Source organism: Carnobacterium sp. 17-4 (assembly GCF_000195575.1).
Lineage (GTDB): Bacteria > Bacillota > Bacilli > Lactobacillales > Carnobacteriaceae > Carnobacterium_B.
This window is the reverse complement of record NC_015391.1, coordinates 1,119,147-1,139,670: the sequence shown is the minus strand read 5'-3', so window position 1 is coordinate 1,139,670 and position 20,524 is coordinate 1,119,147. Positions and strand designations below refer to the sequence as shown.

Genomic DNA, 20,524 nt, shown 5'->3' with positions numbered 1-20,524 from the left:
AGCAATTTGCCTTGGCTTTTCCATTCCATCCTTAAATTATGAAGGTTATTTAGCATCATCATCGATTTCTTCAAAATCAGCATCTACAACATCTTCAGATCCATCTTGTGCTTGTTCTGCAGCTTCAGGATTTGCTTCTCCTTGTGCTTGAGCAGCTTGTTCATATAATTTAACTGTTAAAGCTTGTACGATTTCATTTAACTCATCGCGTTTTGTTTTCATTGCTTCAAGATCATTTGCTTCAACAGCAGCTTTCAATTCATCACGAGCTTCTTCAGCTTTTTTAACTTCAGCTTCATCAACTTTACCTTCTAATTCACCAATAGTTTTATCTACTTGGAATAATAATTGATCCACTTCGTTACGTAATTCTACTTCTTCTTTACGAGCTTTATCAGCTTCAGCATTAGCTTCTGCATCTTTAACCATACGTTCAATTTCTTCGTCTGTTAAACCTGAAGAAGATTTGATCGTAATTGTTTGTTCTTTTTGAGTTCCTAAGTCTTTAGCACTTACGTTAACGATTCCGTTTTTATCAATATCAAATGTTACTTCGATTTGAGGAATTCCACGTGGTGCAGCAGGAATATCTGTTAATTGGAAGCGACCTAATGTTTTGTTGTCGGCTGCCATTGGACGTTCCCCTTGCATTACATGTACGTCAACAGCTGGTTGGTTGTCAGCAGCAGTTGAGAATACTTGTGATTTACTTGTTGGGATCGTTGTGTTACGTTCGATCAATTTAGTAAATACGCCACCCATTGTTTCAATACCTAATGATAACGGAGTAACATCTAACAATACGATGTCTTTAACGTCACCAGTGATAACTCCACCTTGGATTGCAGCACCCATTGCTACAACTTCATCAGGGTTAACTGATTTGTTTGGTTCTTTTCCAGCTTCTTTACGTACTGCTTCTACAACAGAAGGGATACGTGTTGATCCACCAACTAAGATTACTTCATCTATTTCAGATGTTGATAATCCAGCATCTTTCAATGCTTGGCGAACAGGTCCTTTAGTACGCTCTACTAAGTCATAAGTTAATTCGTCAAATTTAGCACGAGTCAAGTTGATTTCCAAGTGTAATGGTCCAGCTTCTCCAGCAGTGATAAATGGTAAGCTGATTTGAGTTGAAGTTACGCCTGATAAGTCTTTTTTAGCTTTTTCAGCAGCGTCTTTCAAACGTTGTACAGCCATTTTGTCTTTAGATAAGTCAACGCCGTTTTCTTTTTTGAATTCAGCTACCAAGTATTCCATGATTTTGTTATCAAAATCATCTCCACCTAATTTGTTGTCACCTGCAGTAGCTAATACATCAAATACGCCGTCTCCTAATTCAAGGATTGAAACGTCAAAAGTACCACCGCCAAGGTCAAATACTAAAACTTTTTCATCTTTGTCTACTTTGTCTAAACCATATGCTAATGCTGCAGCAGTTGGTTCATTAACGATACGTTCCACTTCAAGACCAGCAATTTTACCAGCATCTTTTGTTGCTTGACGTTGTGCATCATTGAAGTAAGCAGGAACAGTGATAACAGCTTTATCAACTGTTTCGCCTAAATAGCTTTCAGCATAACCTTTCAAGTATTGAAGAATTGTTGCAGAAACTTCTTGTGGAGTATATTTTTTACCATCAACTTCAACTGAAAATCCAGCTTCGCCGATATGACGTTTAATTGAACTAATTGTATTAGGGTTTGTTACAGCTTGGCGTTTAGCTACTTCCCCTACTTGCATTTCTCCATTTTTAAACGCAACAACTGATGGTGTCGTACGGTTACCTTCTGGATTCGGAATAATTTTTGCTTCTCCGCCTTCTAATACAGCAACTGCTGAATTTGTTGTTCCTAAGTCAATACCAATCATTTTACCCATAATAAATCCCTCATTTTTTTATTATTTTTTTTACAGTTATCTAAATTTTATTGAGCAACAATTACCATTGCGGGACGTAATACGCGTCCGTTTAAATCATAACCTTTTTGGAAAACTTGTACAACTGTTTCGCTTGCTTGACCTTCTTCAACAGGAACGGTTTGAATCGCCTGATGGAAGTTTGGATCAAAAGGTTCATTTAAAGGATCAATAACTTCAATGCCTTCACTTTTCAATGCAGCATTGAATGTTTCCATAACCATTTCAATTCCTTTTTTCAAACTTTTCCCTTGCTCATCTGTTACTTCAATAGCTAGAGCTCGTTCTAAGTTATCAATAACGGGAAGCAATTCTGTTGCTAAAGATTGAGCACGGAATTTAGCAGCATCTTCACGTTCTTTTGCATTGCGTTTTTGGATATTTGCCATTTCAGCTTGCACACGCAAATATTTATTTTCCATTTCTTCTAATTCAGCTTTTACTTTAGCAAGTTCATCAACTTCTGGTTGTTCCACTTCTACAGATTCAGTTGTTTCTTCTACCAATTCTGTTGGTGTTTCTTCAACCATTTCTTGTTCTTGCTTTTTATCTTTATTTCTAGACACAACAACAGCTCCTTTTTATTAATCGTCTACAACTTGATAGTAGTCGATTATTTTTTTTGAAAGCTCATTTCGAAATACATCCACCAAACCGATCATTTTAGAATACGGCATATTTGTTGGACCTAATAATGCAATAACACCTGAACTATATCCTTCAATGTCATAACTTGCTGTAATTAAACTGAACTCATTAAAAAGCTCATTGTTTAACTCCGTACCAATTTTCACATTGATTCCGGTAGTACTTGGAACCAATAAAGAAGATAAGTCATGAGTACCATCCATTAAGGAATAAATAGACTTGAATTTTTCGACATTTAATTCATTCGAGAAATCGAGTATATTCATTCTTCCACCTACGTGCATCCTATCTTGTCTATCTTGTCCAGCTTTCAAAAAGACATCTTCGAAGATATTTAGTATTCCTTCATTTGTTCGAACATACTTATTCAACAATATCGGAATTTCTGTCTTCAGTCTTTTAAATACTTCCATTAGCGGAAGACCAACTAATTGTTCATTAAAAATACGAACAATTTTTTCTAGCTCGTTAACATCCATTGACCTCGGAATCGTTACTATTTGATTTTCTACATGGCCCTTATCGGTTACTAAGATAGCCATCACTTGATAATCATTTAATGGCACCAATCGAAAACCGGTTAGAATACTTTCTTTGATTTCAGAACCTAACGTAATCGCCGTGTAACTGGTCAACCGAGAAAGCAATTCAGCCGATTGAAAAACAATTTCATCCAATTGCCTGAACTGATTTCCTAAAGCACTCTTTATGACCGCAAGATCTTTTTTTTGAATTTTTGCTGGATGTACCAGATGGTCCACGTAAAAACGGTACCCTTTTAATGATGGGACACGACCGGATGACGAATGCGTTTTTTCAATGAAGCCTAATTCTTCGAGACGCCCCATTTCATTACGAATGGTTGCTGAACTAAAATTGATTTCAGCTTCATTCATTAAAGTTTTGGAACCTATGGGTGTCTCATATGAAGTGTATAAGCGAATGATAGATTTTAAAATTAAAATCTGCCTTTCAGTTAACATATTGCATCACCTCTTTTTTAGCACTTGAAACTATTGAGTGCTAATACATTTATTAATTTACCAAATATAACTGTATCTGTCAATAATTTTTGCTTATTTTTTGACTAATTTTGACGTTTATCTAAAAAGCCGGTCTAACGCTTGATTTATCCTACTTTTACTAAAAAGACAATGTCAAAAATGGAAAGTTCCATCTTCAACACTGTCTTTTAATTCTTCTTATATTAGATTAAATTCTAGTTTGGCTTTTTCAATTTCATTTCTAATTTGTTCGAATCCAGTACCACCTAATGAATTTCTACGTTCAACAGCTACACGAGATTCCAATAACGTATAAACGTCTTCCTCGATATTAGGAGCGACCTGTTGAAATTCGGTTAGAGGAATATCTTGTAAAAAATGGCCATTTTTTAAGCACTTCAACACAAGTTTCCCAACAATTTCATGCGCTTCTCTAAATGGGATACCTTTTGAAGCCAGATAATCCGCTAATTCAGTTGCATTTGAAAAATCTTTCGTTGTCGCTTCACTCATATTTTCTTCATGCACGATCATATCTTCCAACATACCAGCAAATATTTCCAAACAATCTTTAACAGTTTTTACCGTATCAAACATGCCTTCTTTGTCTTCTTGTAGATCCTTGTTATAGGCAAGTGGCAAACTTTTCATTGTCGTTAACAACGAAAATAAATTGCCGTACACTCTGCCTGTTTTTCCACGAATCAATTCTGCCATATCTGGATTTTTCTTTTGCGGCATAATGGAACTACCCGTCGAAAAAGTATCGGTTAAACTGGCGAATTGATATTCATGACTGGTCCAAAGAATCATTTCTTCGCAAAAACGTGAAAGATGCATCATCAGTATACTGCTGGTGGATAGAAACTCTAAGATGAAATCTCGATCGCTAACGGCATCCATACTATTAGAATAGATGGAGCTAAAACCTAACTGTTCAGCGGTATACAAACGATCGATTGGAAATGTTGTTCCTGCCAATGCAGCTGCCCCTAGTGGAGAGCAATCGATTCGTTTCAAACTGTCTTGATACCGTTCTAAATCACGTTTAAACATATTGTAATACGCCAATAAATGATGAGCAAAAGAAATTGGCTGTGCATGCTGCAAATGCGTATATCCAGGAACAATCGTTTCAACATATTTTTCTGCTTTCAGTAAAATAACTTTTTCCAGATCCTCAAGCGATACGGAAATTTCACCTACTTGACGTTTTAAATACAGGTGCATGTCTGTAGCCACTTGATCATTTCGGCTTCTTGCAGTGTGCAACTTTCCAGCAACAGGACCGATTTCTTTATGGAGAAGTGTTTCAATATTCAAATGAATATCTTCATTTTCAATAGAGAATACCAACTCTTTCTTTCGGGCTTTTACTAAAAGATTTTCTAACCCTTTGATGATTTCATCTGCTTCTTCTTGAAGAATAATCGCTGTTTTAGCCAACATTTTAACATGTGCCAAACTTCCTAAAATGTCTTCTTCAGCTAAAACTTGGTCTACTTCAATTGAAGCTCCAAACTCATCAATCCATTTTTGGTTTTCTCCTTCAAAACGACCGCCCCATAATTTTTTCATATTTGTCATCCTATCTTTTATTAAGTGTACTTTCTTCGATTTTACTTGGTTTTAATGGTATCTTTTGGCTTATTTACTTCTGCGTGTACTTTTGTAGGCAATCCCCACAATTTGATAAAGCCAACAGATGACTCTTGGTTAAATGTATCTGCAGAAGTATAAGTCGCCAAGTTCTCATCATACAATGAGTTAGGTGATTTTCTGCCTTCTACAATGGCATGTCCTTTAAACAATTTCACCCGAACGGTTCCGTTAACGTACTTTTGAGTAGATTTCAAAAAGGCAATCAAACTTTCAGTTAATGGGTTGAACCATAATCCGTTGTAAATCATTTCAGTTATTTTTTGTTCGATCATTGGTTTAAAGTGTGCGATATCTTTAACAAAAGTAAGATCTTCTAGCTCTTTATGTGCTGTCATTAATGTTACAGCTCCAGGCGCTTCATAAACCTCACGAGATTTGATTCCAATCAATCTGTTTTCAATATGATCAATCCGTCCGACTCCATGTTTCCCAGCAATACTGTTTAACTGTTGAATTAACTCAGACAATTCATATTTTGAACCGTCAATCGCTATCGGTACACCTGCTAAAAATTCAATTTCAATAATTTCAGGAATGTCTGGTGTATTTTCTAAACTAACGGTTAAGTCATACGCAACTTCTGGTGGAGCAATCCAGGGATTTTCTAAAACACCACACTCATTGCTTCTTCCCCATAGATTTTGATCGATAGAGAAAGGGTTGTCTAAGTCAATTGGAACCGGAATAGAGTGCTCAATAGCATAATTGATTTCTTCTTCTCTTGACCATGTCCAGTCACGAACTGGTGCAAGTACTTTTAAATCTGGTGCTAAAGAATGAATGGCAACTTCAAAACGAACTTGATCATTCCCTTTTCCCGTACATCCATGTGCTACTGCTACAGCTTCTTCTTTTATAGCTACTTCAACTAATTTTTTAGCAATTAAAGGACGAGATAACGCTGAGATTAACGGATACTTACCTTCATAATACGTGTGCGCTTGTAACGCAATTAATGCAAAGTCATTAGCAAATTCATCTTTAGCATCAATCGTATAAGAAGCTACCGCACCAATTTCGATTGCTTTATCTTTAATAAAATCTAAGTTCTTTCCTTCTCCAACATCTAAACAACAAGCTATTACATCATATCCTTCATCCATTAACCATTTAATAGAGACTGATGTATCCAGTCCTCCTGAGTAAGCTAAAACAACTTTTCCTTTATTCATAAAAACACCTCATCCGATTAATTTTATTGCATGAAAGTATCCTAACATGGCAAAAAGATTAAAACAAGCATAAAGTGTTTTTTTATACTGTTTTTTGTATTATTTCGCTTATTTAAGAAAAAATACTGTATATACATATGTTTTATTCATTAATTATGTATAAACGAATATAGGAAAAACAATTAACGACTCATGCTTTTTTCATTTTATACACAAAAAAAGACAAGATAGTTATATCTCGTCTTTTTGTATTATTTTAGTGTTCACTTAAAAAGTTCTTATGAGTCAATCCTTTATAGTTTTCAAAAAAATGTGCGGTGTCTAATTCATCTTGTTTCAACTGAGCAATCAAAGCATCAATCGAATCAAATTTTTCCTCATTACGTAAATAGTCGTACCAAAATACAGTTACATTTTCACCATAAATATCTTCATTAAAATCAAGAATGTACACTTCAACCGTCAGCGGACGATTCGGTTCAAATGTGACATTATGACCGATAGAGGCCATTCCTTTATAAACTTGACCACCTACTGAAATTTCAACAGCATATACGCCTATACGCGGCAATTTAACAAAGTTCTCAACTTCGATATTCGCTGTTGGAAATCCTAATAACCTTCCTCTTGCATCTCCATGTACGACTCTTCCAGGAGTAGCATAAACATAACCTAGTAGATTATTTGCAGCATCCATATCTCCGACCTCTAGGGCTAAGCGAATACGCGTAGAACTGATTTTGTCTTCTTTTGAGAGTTGTTTCTCCACCACTACGATCTCAAAACGATCTTTCGCATATAGCGGTAAGTGCTCCATGGAGGCCACTTCTTTTTTTCCAAATGAATAATCAAAACCGGCTACAACCGTTTGAGCATGTAAACCAATAATGTACTGTTCTACAAACTCTTGAGGAGTCAACCCTGCAAAAGCAGACGTAAAGTCTACTTCATAAAGAAAATCAACACCAATTTTTCCCATTAATTCTTCTTTACGAGAAATAGTGGAAAGGTATTTATGATGATCCGGGTTTAATTTTTTAAAAACAATTGAAGGATGCTGATTAAACGTCATAACTGCTAATTTCAACTGATTTTTTTCGGCAATTTTTTTTGCTCTGCCGATTACTTCTTGATGTCCTCTGTGGACGCCATCAAAAAAACCTAAAGCTAATACTACTTTATCTTTAGGGATTTCACCTTCCTTATATGGATGATGTAATTTAATGATTTCCATGGTGTGAAAACTCCTTTATAAATTATTTCGTAACACTTTAATTGGTTTTAAATACTCTTTTTTTCGCGGGTGAACTGCGTAAATACTGACAGCTTTTTGAAGATACATAAAGACGATTGGCTTAGACAATAACTCTTCGGGCACAGTATTTATTGGGAGTACTGTGCCATTTTTAACTTTATCCCAAAGCTCTTGATCAATTTCAAAAGAAGCCAACTCTTTCAAGCCAAATTCCAAAGGAAATAAAGCTTCTTCTATTTCTTGTTGTTCCATTTTTTCAGCAACTTGCGCTAAGGTTAAACAATCACTGGCTTTAAAAGTTCCACTTAGTATACGTGTTAAGTCTGACATATGCGCAGGGTAACCCAAATTTGCGCCTAGATCCACTGCTAACGTACGGACATAAGTCCCTTTTCCACAAGCTACTTCAAATTTCCAAGAAACCGTCCCTTGCTCTTCATCTACCAAAAGATCTGAAGTGCGTTTAAATGATTTTATATCAGCAATTCTAACAGGTCGCTCAACCGTTTCACCAGCACGAGCATATTCATACAATTTTTTTCCATTTACTTTTACAGCAGAATACATTGGTGGAATCTGAGTAATCTTTCCCACCATGCTATTCATAGCTTTATCAATACTTTCCAGTGATGGAATAGTTTTGACACTAACTTGCTCAACAATTTCTCCGCTGCGGTCTTCTGTTGTAGTGGAATAGCCAAGTGTGATTTCACCTATGTAACCTTTACCCGTTTCCATCATGTACTCAACAACTTTTGTCGCTTTTCCAACACAAATAGGCAACACGCCATCAACATCTGGATCTAATGTACCTGTGTGTCCAATTTTTTTAGTTTTTAAAATCTTTCTGAGTTTAAATACACAATCATGGCTGGTCATGCCACGTTCTTTCCATAAGGGGAGAATACCTTCCATAGCTAAATCCCAACCTTCCTTTTTTTAACTCTCCTAGTATACCATAATTACCAAAATACCGTCATCCATTAAAAGTGACTAAAAAGCAACAAATACCGATTAGATTTTCAGTTGAAGATGTGATACTAAAATAAATGGATGGCTTCTATTCCCTGTTTTAGTTCAGGAAATAACTACCATCCGGATAAATATAACGTAAAAAAATTAAAGATCACTCTCTTTTACTCGAAATTGCACCATTTTACGAATTAAGTCGTACGGTATAGGTTGATTTAATGGAAATTGAACAGATCCTTTAGCATATTTATACTCTTTTAGTTGATCTTCAAATTGAGAAATTGCACTTGGTGCTGGATAGAAGCCAATATGTTTTTTGTAACCCGCAAAATGTACTAAGTTGCCGTTTGTGAAAAAAGTAGGCATCCCATAACTAATTTTTTCCTTTACTCCTGGCGCTTCTTGATGAATAATGGTACGCATTTGCTGCATAATACTCTGTGTTTGTTCTGGAAATTCTGAAATATAATCATCTACTACTGTCATACTGACCCCTCCAAATACAATGAATGGTGTTCCCTTAAATTAATTAACTTCGTTATAAGTTCAAATTTTTTTCACTCTAATTATATTCTTTTTGATAGATGAAAAAAACTCCCCACATATGATACGCTAGAATTTTCATCTGGCATCTACTTCGGGGAGTCTATTTTAATCATCACTTTACTCATTTTTCAGGTTAACGGTTATTCGTTAGACGTTAAGAATCACTTAGTCGGTATTTTTAACACTTGACCAACCTTTATCACGTTAGCATTGGCTAATTTATTAGCTGTAACGATTTGTTGGACCGTAATGCCATACTTTTTAGCAATACTATACAGTGTATCTCCTGATTTAACCGTATAATTCGTTGTCGTTGGTACAGGATTTGGGATGGTTGGTGTACTTGCTTTAGCAGGAATTTTTAATACTTGTCCGATTTTTAATATATTGGGATTTGACAACTGATTAATAGCCACTAGTTGTTGGACTGTTACCTTATGAGCCTGAGCAATTTTTATTAAAGTATCGCCTGCTTTAACGGTGTAGTTAGTTGTCGGAATAGTCAAGAGCTGACCAACACGAATCAAGTTCGTATTCGTTAACTTATTAGCTGTTGCCAATTGTTGAACAATAACGCCATACAATGCAGCAATTTTAGTTAACGTATCCCCAGGTTTGACAATGTGTTGACCACTGCTAACTTTAGTTGGTGGGGTCGTCAATAATTGCCCCACCGTTACGAACGTATAGCCTTTCGCTTTCAATTGGTTGATCATAGTTTGAAGGGCTCCTGGAGTGCCTGGCGCTCCTTCTCCTGCATGCATCAAAACAATCATTCCTGGAGTTGCATTGTTTACTACTTTGTTAGTGATTTCAGTTGAAGAGATACCTTTCCAATCGACTGTATCAATTGTCCAGCCAATGGTTTTTGTATAGCCTAGATTTCCCACTGCCAACAACGTAGCCGTGTTTACCGAACCAAAAGGTGCACGGAAATAAGGTTTTGTAGACTTTCCAGAAGCTTTTTTGATTGCAGCATCTGCTTTATCCAATTCAGTTTTTATCTGAGTTGCTGTCATTTTAGTGAAATCAGGATGAGAATAAGAATGATTTCCTATTTCATGTCCTTGAGAAACAATCGTTTTAATCAATTGCGGATGATTTTCAGCTGCTTTTCCAGTGATGAAAAAGGTGGCTTTAATTTTATTGGTAGTTAGAATTTGTAGAATCTTAGTAATATTTTTACCATCGGCACCATCATCAAATGTTAAGGCAACCACTTTAGACGTTGTATTTCCTTTAGTAACATACTGAGAGCTGGCTGCGGTAACTGGTAAAGCAAAAGTTAAACTGAATAAGAGCAGCAATGACAGCAGGAGGCTAGCCAATCCAAATTTAAAACGCATTTTACTCACCCCTTTATTTTTTTAAGTAGGTTTTTCCAATGCATTTCAGCTATGTTTTGAGCTCTTCTTTTTCACCTTTATTATACCACCTTAAGCAACTATTTGTTTTTTTTAACTATTCTATTTTTTAATTTTTAGTCAAAAAAAACCTTCAAAAGGCTGACCCTTTGAAGGTTAAAAATAAAACTATTTTTAGTCTTTATTTAAGTTACGCAATAATTCATCAATATGATTACCATATTCAACAGATTCATCACGCTCAAATTTAATTTCTGGTGTTTTATAAAGTGACAAACGTTGGCCTAATTCACTTCTAACTAAACCAGAAGCTTTATCCAATCCTAGCTGTGTTTTTTCACGATCGCTAGCTTTATCAGATAAAATACTGTAGAAAACCGTCGCTTGTTGTAGATCACCTGTTACACGTACGTCGGTTATATTTACATCAGCAACACGGGGATCTTTCACACGTTTTTTCAAGATATCGTTTACTTCTCTTTGAATTTCTTGAGAAACGCGACCAATTCTATGATTTGCCATGTTTAACCCTTCTTTCTTACGTATTACTTACGTTTAATTTCAACCATTTCATAAGCTTCAATAACATCATCCACTTGAACTTCGTTGTAATCTTTAATCATAAAGCCACATTCGAATCCTTTTTTAACTTCTTTAGCATCGTCTTTAAAGCGTTTCAAACTTGCTAATTCGCCTTCAAAGATAACAATGTTGTCACGAATCAAACGGATACTGCTGCTACGAGTGATGTAACCATCTGTAACAAATCCTCCGGCAATTGTTCCAACTTTAGATACTTTGAATGTTTCACGAACAACTGCTTGTCCAGTTACTTTTTCTTCGTATTCAGGATCTAATAGACCCTTCATAGCTGTTTCAATTTCATCAATAGCGTTATAGATGATACGGTGTAAACGAATATCAACTTGTTCTTGATCAGCTTGAATTTTAGCTTGTGGAGTTGGACGAACGTTAAATCCGATAATGATCGCATTACTTGCAGCTGCCAAAGTGACATCACTTTCGTTAATCGCTCCTACTGCTGTATGGATCATTTTCACACGAACGCCTTCTACATCAATTTTTTGTAAACTTGATGATAAAGCTTCTGCAGAACCTTGTACATCTGCTTTAATAATAACATTAACGTCTTTTAATTCGCCTTCTTGTAAACTAGAGAATAAGTTGTCAATGGTTACACGGTTCGTTACCGAACGTTGTTCAGCCATCGCTTTTTTCTCACGAGTTTCTCCAGCTGTACGAGCTGTTTTTTCGTCTTCAAAGACAACGAATTGATCTCCTGCTTGAGGAGCATTGTTTAAACCAGTAATTTCAACTGGAGCAGACGGGCCAGCATGTTTAACACGACGACCATTTTCGTTAACCATTACACGAACACGTCCGTAAGTATTCCCAACTACAATAGGATCTCCCACATTCAATGTTCCTTCTTGAACAAGTAAAGTAGCAATTGGACCTTTTGATTTATCTAAACGAGCTTCAATAACTGAACCAAGTGCTAAACGAGTAGGATCTGCTTTTAAATCTTCCACTTCAGCTACAAGTAAAATCATTTCTAATAATTCATCTAAGTTTTGTTTGAATTTAGCTGAGATTTCAACAAAGATAGTGTCTCCACCCCATGATTCAGGAACCAAACCATATTCAGTTAATTCTTGCATAACACGTTCAGGATTTGCATCTGGTTTATCAACTTTGTTCACTGCTACAATAATTGGAACTTCAGCAGCTTTAGCATGGTTGATTGCTTCAACCGTTTGAGGCATAACGCCATCGTCTGCTGCTACTACAATGATCGTAATATCCGTTACATCCGCACCACGAGCACGCATTGTTGTAAACGCAGCATGTCCTGGAGTATCTAGGAAGGTAATGATTTTTCCATCAACATCTACTTGATAAGCTCCGATATGTTGTGTGATTCCACCGGCTTCGCCTAAACTAACTTTTGTATCTCTAAGTGAGTCTAGTAAAGTTGTTTTACCATGGTCAACGTGTCCCATAATTGTTACTACTGGTGGGCGAGAAGTAAGGTTTTCTTCAGCAGATTCTTGCTCAAAGTATACATCTAAATCAGATACGTCTACTTGAACTTTTTCTTCCGTTGCAATTCCGTACTCTTCAGCCAATAATTCAATTGTTTCTTTGCTTAAGCTTTGATTCAATGTTGCTACGATACCAAGTAGGAATAATTTTTTGATGATCTCAGCTGGTTCGCGGTAAATCTTTTTAGAAATATCTGCTACAGTCATACCATCTGTATACACCAGTACTTCTGGTAACTCTTTAAATTTACGTGCTACTGGTGGTGCTACTGGTTTAGTTTCACCTTTTTTACCTTTTCTCTTACGTTTGTTAAATCCGCCATGTGTTCCCACACTTCCGCGGTTAAACGGTCTATTACCTGTTCGTTTATTTCTATTGCCTGCTGGAGCTGGAGCTGCTGCTGCGCGTTGTGGCGCTTGATTTCCAGTTCCACTTTGAGCAGTTTGACTGCTTGTTTGCGTTTTTGGTTTAGCTGATGCAGCTGGTTTAGCTGCTGGTTTGTTTGTTGCTGCTGGTTTGTTTGTTGATGCCGGTTTTGCAGTTGTTGTGTTTTTCGGTTTGCTTGTACCAGCTTGATTTTCTTTTGCTGCTGGACGGTTTGGTTGATTGGATTGGTTCTTCTGATTCGTTATAGTATTACCACCTTTTTGATTTTTTGCACTTGAAGTGCTCGTTGATTCTGTTTGAACACTTTTGTTAGGAGCTACACTGTCTTTTTTATTTGAAACAAATGCTTGGTTTAATTTTTCAACTTGTGTGTCTTCCATTGAAGACATATGGCTATTGTAATCAATTCCAAGTTCCTTTGCTTTATCAATAACACTTTTAGTTGGTACATCTAATTCTTTAGCGTACTCATATACACGTTTTTTAGCCATGATATCACCCTCCAATTAAATTGATAATAATTCTCGGAATTTTTTTCCAAAGCCTTTATCCGTGATAGTGCAAATGGTTCGTTCTCTTCCTATTGCTTGGCTTAATTCACTTCTAGTAAAGTGAATTATAAAAGGAATTTCATAATAACTACACTTATCCGAGACTTTTTTCTTCGTATTTTCACTTGCATCAGTCGCTACAATCACAATTTTAGCAGATTGATTTCTGATTTCTTTTAGACTTAAATCTTCACCAGTAGTCAATTTCCCTGCTCGTGTTGCCATGCCTAAAAGATTTAATACTTTTTGTTCTTCAATCATAAACTCATCCTAGCTTTTTGATGCGTAACATAGTCCAAAAGTTCTTGATAAAAAGCATCATCTAATGGTGTCCTCAATACTTTATCCAACGTATGTTTTTCCCATGCAGATTGTACAATTTCAGGTTCAATTGAGACATAAGCTCCTCGTCCAGGCAGTTTTCCGCTTGGATCGATAGATACTTGATTTTCTTTATTAATCACAATTCGAAGCATGTCTTTTTTAGGTTTCATTTCGTTGGAAATAACACATTTCCTCATAGGAATTTTACGGTTTGGCATTATTTTCACCTCTTGTTAGTCTTCCACGTTATCCCGTTCTTCAGCTAATTCAATCAATTCTTCTGCAGATTCAGCATCTAAATTACCTTCTCCAATGTCATCAGCTATTGTGATTTCATCAAACTCAGAATCTAGGTCTTCAACAGATTCGATGATTTCTTCTTCATTCATTTCTTGTTCTTGATTTTCAATCGTTTCAATTACTTCAGCATATTTAGCATCTTTTTCTAAACCAGTTTCTTCTTTAGCTAAATTGATAGCCTCCATGTCTGTTTCAGATTTGATATCAATTTTATATCCTGTTAATTTAGCCGCTAAGCGAGCATTTTGTCCGCGTTTACCAATTGCAAGAGACAGTTGGTAATCAGGAACGACTACTAAACAGCTACCGTTAGACTCATTGAATGTCACACTGACAACTTGAGCAGGATTTAAAGCATTTCCGATATAAGTTGCAGGATCTGCATCCCATTCAACGATATCCATGTTTTCACCTTTTAACTCATTTACGATCGCTTGAACACGTTGTCCTTTAGGTCCTACACATGTTCCAACTGGATCAATGTGTTCTTCTCTCGAACGAACGGCTACCTTAGCACGGTCACCCGCTTCTCTAGCGATTGAAACGATTTCGACCACTCCATCATAGATCTCAGGAACTTCTTGTTCGAATAAACGTTTCAATAAATCAGGATGGCTACGACTAACAAAAATTTGTGGACCTTTTGATGTATTTTCAACTTTTGTTACGTAAACCTTGATACGATCATGAGGTTTGTATACTTCATTAGGAATTTGTTCTTGTTTAGATAAAACAGCTTCAATTTTGCCTAAATTAACATAGATGTAACGGTGATCTTGTCTTTCAACAATTCCTTGCATGATATCATTTTCATAAGCAATGAATTCATTGTAGATAATATTTCTTTCAGCTTCTCGTACACGTTGCATGATGACTTGTTTAGCTGTTTGAGCAGCAATTCTCCCAAAATCTTTAGGCGTTACTTCAAAACGAATTTTGTCGCCTAATTCATACGCTTTGTTTATTTCTAAAGCTTCTTCTATGCCTACTTCAAGACGAGAGTCATAAACAACATCTACCACTTCTTTAACAGAGTAAACATGGATGTTCCCTTTTTTCAAATCAAATTCAACTTCAACGTTTTGTGCTTGATCATAGTTTCTTTTGTACGCTGAAACTAAAGCAACTTCTAAAGCTTCGATAACGAATTCTTTCGAAATTCCTTTTTCTTGTTCCAAAGCCTCAAGAGCATTTAACATTTCTTTGCTCATTTTTCACTTCTCTCCTATCCTTAACAATGATTTAACTTAAAATTGAATCGCTCTTCTAGCTTTCGCAATTGTTTTTCGACTGAATTCGATATCTTTCACTCTAGTTTTAACGCGAATAGTCAATGTCAATGTTTCATCGTTTACTTCTTTTAATGTGCCTTCATAAACTTTTTCGCCATCTACAGGTTCGTATAAAGAAATATGGATGTATTCTCCTACTGCATTAACATAATCTTCTTCTTTTTTTAATGGTCTTTCAGCTCCAGGAGATGAAACCTCTAAGAAGTATGCTTGCGGTATTGGATCCGGATTGATTTTGTCCATGTGTTCGCTAATTTGTTCGCTAACCAATGCACAATCCTCTAAATCGATACCTTCTGGTTTATCGATATAAACTCTCAAGAACCAGTTTTTACCTTCTTTTATAAATTCTATATCTTCTAATTCAAACTGATTTCTTTCAACAATAGGTTTCACGATTTCAGTTACTGTTTCTACCACATTACTCAACTTTTTCGCCTCCTTATAGTTAGTTTTCTAACTTACTGCCGAAAAAGAGTGAGCGTCACCGCTCACTCTCAACAGAATATCTAAATCCAAATAAATAGTACCATAAATTCAGGCAATAAGCAACAAAACACCATCAAATAAGTCTTTCCAGTTGTGTTTCATTTTAAAAAATTTTCTACTCTAAATTAGTTTAGCTCTTAAAAGAGATCAAATAATGATAATTGATTTTCATCTGGCAATCCTTTTAAGACACCATTTTCATTTAAATACTCAATAACAGTTTTAGAAACTTTCCCTCTTTTAGCTAGATCTTCTTTAGAAAGGAACGGTTTGTCGTTTCTGGCTTCTTTAATTTGTTTGGCCACATTGGCTCCCAAACTTGGCACAGCTCTAAATGGTGCGATCAGTGAATTACCTTCAATAACAAAATTAGTTGGATCTGATTTTTCTAGATCCACCATTTTAAAATTGAATCCACGCTCAACCATCTCATTACACAATTCTAAAACGGTTAGTGTATTTTTTTCTTTCGTTGAAGCATCTAATCCTTTATCAGTGATTTCTTTCATTTTTAATTTTAAGCTTTCTTTCCCTTTCGCCATAGCGACTAAATCAAAATCATCCGCACGCACGGAGAAATATGCCGCATAATAAAGAATAGGAAAGTGTACTTTGTAATAAGCTACTCGTAAAGCCATTAGTACATATGCCGCAGCATGGGCTTTAGGGAACATATATTTAATTTTCAAACAAGATTCGATATACCATTCAGGTATTTTTTGATCTCGCATAGCTTTTTGCCAATCATCTGGGATGCCTTTTCCTTTACGAACAGACTCCATGATTTTGAAGGCTATCCCATCTTCTAACCCGTTATGGATAAGATACACCATGATATCATCACGACAACCGATTACTTCTGACAAGGGAATATTATTCATACGAATCAATTCTTCTGCATTTCCTAACCATACATCTGTTCCATGTGACAATCCGGATATTTGAAGCAACTCAGCAAAAGTTGTCGGCATAGTTTCTTCTAGCATCCCTCTTACAAAACGTGTACCAAATTCTGGTATACCTAATGTACCCGTTTTTGATTGGATTTGTTCTGGCGTTACGCCAAGAACTTCAGTACCACCAAAAATCTTCATGACTTCTGGATCATCAGTCGGAATAGTTTTAGGATCAACACCAGATAAATCTTGCAACATTCTAATAACGGTTGGATCATCATGACCCAAGATATCTAATTTCAGCACATTGTCATGGATAGAGTGGAAATCAAAGTGCGTTGTTTTCCATTCTGAATCTTGAGCATCTGCTGGAAATTGTATAGGAGTAAAATCATAAACATCCATATAGTCCGGTATAACAATAATTCCGCCTGGGTGCTGACCGGTTGTCCGTTTAACTCCAGTTGAACCTTTTGCTAATCGATCAATTTCTGCAGCACGTAAGGTCAAATTATTGTCTCGTTCGTATCCTTTTACATAACCAAATGCCGTTCTATCTGCAACAGTACCAATCGTTCCAGCACGAAATACGTATTCTTCTCCAAAAAGTTCTTTCGTATAATTATGGGCTTTCGCTTGATAATCACCCGAGAAATTTAAATCGATATCCGGTACTTTGTCCCCGTAAAAACCTAAGAACGTTTCAAAAGGAATATCGTGTCCATCTTTGTGCAAACGTGCTTCACATTTCGGACAGTTTTTATCTGGCAGATCATACCCCGAACCAACCGAGCCATCTGTAAAGAATTCAGAAAACTGACAATTAGGGCAAGTATAGTGTGGCGGCATCGGGTTAACTTCTGTTATCCCGGTCATTGTTGCAACAAAACTAGAACCAACTGATCCCCTTGAACCAACTAGGTAACCATCTGACATACTCTTATGAACCAATTTTTGTGAAATCAAATAGATAACCGAGAACCCATTTCCAATAATACTGTTCAGTTCTTTTTCGATTCTTTTTTCAATAATTTCTGGTAAAGGATTGCCATATAATCTGTGCGCTTCATCATAGCTCAATTGACGTATTTCATCTTCTGAACCTTCAATTTTTGGTGTATATAGATCCGTTTTGACTGGTGTAATACCGTCTTCCACCATATCTGCAATCTTGTTTGTATTCTCAACAACAATTTGTTGGGCTGTTTCTTTTCCTAAAAATGAAAAAGTTTCTAACATTTCCGTTGTCGTTCTAAAATGAACTTCCGGCAATTCTGCCCGGTTTAATGGATTCGCTCCACCTTGAGAATTGATCAAAATTTTACGATAAATACTGTCTTCTGGGTTTAAATAATGAACATTTCCAGTTGCAACTACCGGTATATTCAACTCTTTGCCTATTTTAACAAGATTACGAATAATTTCTTCTAAATCTGATTCATTTGTAACCAACTCTTGTTCGATCAAAGGTGCATAAACTTCTTTTGGCATGACTTCAATGTAATCATAAAATTTCGCTTTATTTTTTGCTTCATCGTACCCTTTTTGCATCATGGCTTCAAAAACCTCTCCTTGACTGCAAGCCGTACCAATGATCAATCCTTCTCTAAGCTTATTCAGTTCGGAACGCGGCAATCGTGCAGTCCGGAAGAAATAATTGACCATCGATGAAGAAACCAATTTAAAGAGATTTTTCAACCCTGCTTGAGAGGTAGCCATAATGGTTGCATGAAATGGTCGAGCCCGTTTATAGGCATCGCCTTCTCCAATGTGTTCGTTTAATTGATCATGATAAAACATTTCATGCTCTTCCTTAGCCTCTTTAAGAAAAAGCCAGCACAATTGTCCAGTTGTTTCCGAGTCAAAAATAGCACGGTGATGTTGTTCTAAATTAATTCCATACTTTTTAGCTAATGTGTTTAACCGATGACTCTTATATTGTGGATGTAAAAAACGAGACAATTCAAGCGTATCAATCACCGGATTTGTAGCATCTGGGATATTGTGTTTAGCGTTACTTGTGTTTAAAAAGCCCATATCAAAACTAGCATTATGAGCAACAAGTATATGATCGCCCGCAAATTCTTTAAATAACGTTAAGACTTCTTCCTCAGACTTTGAGCCATGAACCATTTCATCCGTAATACCTGTTAAATTAATCGTTGTCTGTGACAACGGATGACCGGGATCAATAAATTGTTCAAAAGACTCAATAATATTGCCTTTGTGCATTTTAACTGCTGATAACTCAATAATGCTGTTGTACACGGCTGAAAGCCCGGTTGTCTCCACGTCAAAGACAACATAAATCGCTTCTGATAACTCAATGTGTTCAGGATTATAAGCAATCGGAACACCATCATCTACAATATTCGCTTCAATTCCATAAAGAATTTTAATGCCATTTTTTTGACCCGCATGAAAAGCATCTGGAAAAGATTGTGCGCCAAAATGATCTGTTATCGCAACAGCTTTATGGCCCCATTTAGCTGCTTGGTCCACTAAATCTACAACTGTATTCGTTGCATCCATTTGACTCATATTGCTATGCAAATGCAACTCAACACGTTTATTGTCTTCTGGAGCAGTATCTTTACGTGTCTCATGATCCCATTCCGTAATATCTTGAGCATTCAACACGAGATCTCGCATAAAGTTGTCTTCTTGGACACTACCTCTTACTCGAATCCACATTCCTTTTTTTACAGCTGCAAAAGCTGCTTCATCTTCAGGAGAGTTAGAGAATTTTTTTACTGAAAAAGAAGACGTATAGTCAGTCATTTTTAGTATAAGTAATTGTCTTTCAGATCGTAATACCCGCACCTCAACATCAAAAACATATCCTTCGATTGTAACACGACGCTCTTCTTCAACAATTTGATCCATCTGTTTGACTTCTTCTTTAGCCGTAATTTTCCGACCTAAAACGATTGGACCTTTTTGAGCTTGAACTTGATTTTTATTGTGTTTCTTTTCTTGTTCTGCTTTTTGTATATTCTCATTTGCTCGAATAGCTAATAAAGTTTCCGATTCTTCTTTTTTCGCTTGGAAATCGGCTATTTTCTTTAGATGAGATTCTTCATCAATAACAGGTTCAATTTTGAATCTTGGAAAGCCTAAAGAAACGTACGCTTCCTCAACTGGTGGCAAGTACTGGTTCATTAAATGTCCTTTGACAACTTCATTTTCAACATAAAATTGAATCTTTTTCCCATTTAAAAGTGGGAATTGTTCTCTAAAAGGTTTATCACAAATTGGCGAAGAAACTGCACTTAATTTCACTGCAGATGACCAATAATGTTCAAGTTTTTCAATGGTTAGTTTTGGTTGAAGCGTTTCAATGGTCAGTTGTACACTGGCAATCGGATTAAAAGCCAACTGCATTTTTTCAGAAAGATTTTGATATACTTCAAATGGCAAAATATCTGGAAATTGCAAATGGAAGTTCCAACATTTTGATAATTTATGAACCGTTACCTTTAAAACTTTCGCTTGAGAAAAATGAACCTTGTAACGTTCTTCATGTTGCAAACCGATTTGTTCTAGTAATTTTTGAAATAATTCTTCTTGATTTAAACTCATGAGAAACTCCTTTCACTTACTAAGGTAGTACTAAGAAGCAAAACTAACAATCAAAGTACAATTGTAAAAGGAGTACAGACAAGTGGATGT

The 20,524-nt window shown here is 36.0% G+C and carries 16 protein-coding genes; all 16 read right to left on the bottom strand.

Annotation, left to right across the window (positions count from 1 at the left end):
- Positions 1-45: 45 nt before the first annotated feature.
- The 16 genes from dnaK to CAR_RS05455 all read right to left on the bottom strand — a co-directional run bounded on the left by dnaK (position 46) and on the right by CAR_RS05455 (position 20,434).
- Entirely contained in the window at positions 46-1,884 is a 1,839-nt protein-coding gene (gene dnaK / locus CAR_RS05530) for a molecular chaperone DnaK (RefSeq protein ID WP_013710733.1), read from the bottom strand.
- 47 nt (positions 1,885-1,931) lie between these two features.
- Positions 1,932-2,489, bottom strand: a complete 558-nt coding sequence (gene grpE, locus CAR_RS05525) for a nucleotide exchange factor GrpE (protein ID WP_013710732.1) — start codon at positions 2,487-2,489, stop codon at positions 1,932-1,934.
- A gap of 18 nt (positions 2,490-2,507) precedes the next feature.
- Positions 2,508-3,554, bottom strand: coding sequence for a heat-inducible transcriptional repressor HrcA (gene hrcA, locus CAR_RS05520; RefSeq protein ID WP_041556279.1), 1,047 nt, complete (start codon positions 3,552-3,554; stop codon positions 2,508-2,510).
- A gap of 219 nt (positions 3,555-3,773) precedes the next feature.
- Entirely contained in the window at positions 3,774-5,153 is a 1,380-nt protein-coding gene (argH, locus tag CAR_RS05515) for an argininosuccinate lyase (protein WP_041556278.1), read from the bottom strand.
- A gap of 41 nt (positions 5,154-5,194) precedes the next feature.
- Complete coding sequence (locus tag CAR_RS05510; RefSeq protein WP_013710729.1) at positions 5,195-6,409, bottom strand: argininosuccinate synthase; 1,215 nt, start codon at positions 6,407-6,409, stop codon at positions 5,195-5,197.
- A 256-nt stretch (positions 6,410-6,665) separates the two neighbouring features.
- Entirely contained in the window at positions 6,666-7,643 is a 978-nt protein-coding gene (gene ribF / locus CAR_RS05505; protein WP_013710728.1) for a riboflavin biosynthesis protein RibF, read from the bottom strand.
- 15 nt (positions 7,644-7,658) lie between these two features.
- Complete coding sequence (gene truB / locus CAR_RS05500) at positions 7,659-8,579, bottom strand: tRNA pseudouridine(55) synthase TruB (RefSeq protein WP_013710727.1); 921 nt, start codon at positions 8,577-8,579, stop codon at positions 7,659-7,661.
- Between the two features lie 204 nt (positions 8,580-8,783).
- The gene (locus tag CAR_RS05495; protein WP_013710726.1) at positions 8,784-9,122 is read right to left on the bottom strand and encodes an iron chaperone; all 339 of its coding nucleotides are present in this window, start codon (positions 9,120-9,122) and stop codon (positions 8,784-8,786) included.
- A 221-nt stretch (positions 9,123-9,343) separates the two neighbouring features.
- Positions 9,344-10,528 (bottom strand): LysM peptidoglycan-binding domain-containing protein, encoded by a 1,185-nt coding sequence (locus CAR_RS05490; RefSeq protein ID WP_013710725.1) that lies wholly within the window; start codon positions 10,526-10,528, stop codon positions 9,344-9,346.
- Between the two features lie 192 nt (positions 10,529-10,720).
- A complete protein-coding gene (rbfA, locus tag CAR_RS05485; protein ID WP_013710724.1) occupies positions 10,721-11,068 on the bottom strand; it encodes a 30S ribosome-binding factor RbfA in 348 nt (115 codons plus the stop codon).
- Positions 11,069-11,091: 23 nt separating this feature from the next.
- Positions 11,092-13,491 (bottom strand): translation initiation factor IF-2, encoded by a 2,400-nt coding sequence (gene infB / locus CAR_RS05480; RefSeq protein ID WP_013710723.1) that lies wholly within the window; start codon positions 13,489-13,491, stop codon positions 11,092-11,094.
- A gap of 15 nt (positions 13,492-13,506) precedes the next feature.
- The gene (locus CAR_RS05475; RefSeq protein ID WP_013710722.1) at positions 13,507-13,812 is read right to left on the bottom strand and encodes a YlxQ-related RNA-binding protein; all 306 of its coding nucleotides are present in this window, start codon (positions 13,810-13,812) and stop codon (positions 13,507-13,509) included.
- Complete coding sequence (rnpM, locus tag CAR_RS05470; protein ID WP_041556276.1) at positions 13,809-14,093, bottom strand: RNase P modulator RnpM; 285 nt, start codon at positions 14,091-14,093, stop codon at positions 13,809-13,811. The genes CAR_RS05475 and rnpM overlap by 4 nt, the downstream gene beginning before the upstream one ends.
- Before the next feature lie 15 nt (positions 14,094-14,108).
- Entirely contained in the window at positions 14,109-15,386 is a 1,278-nt protein-coding gene (gene nusA, locus CAR_RS05465; RefSeq protein ID WP_013710720.1) for a transcription termination factor NusA, read from the bottom strand.
- Positions 15,387-15,422: 36 nt separating this feature from the next.
- On the bottom strand, positions 15,423-15,896 hold the full coding sequence (gene rimP, locus CAR_RS05460) for a ribosome maturation factor RimP (protein WP_041556274.1): 474 nt from the start codon (positions 15,894-15,896) through the stop codon (positions 15,423-15,425).
- Positions 15,897-16,093: 197 nt separating this feature from the next.
- Positions 16,094-20,434, bottom strand: a complete 4,341-nt coding sequence (locus tag CAR_RS05455) for a PolC-type DNA polymerase III (RefSeq protein WP_013710718.1) — start codon at positions 20,432-20,434, stop codon at positions 16,094-16,096.
- Positions 20,435-20,524: the final 90 nt, after the last annotated feature.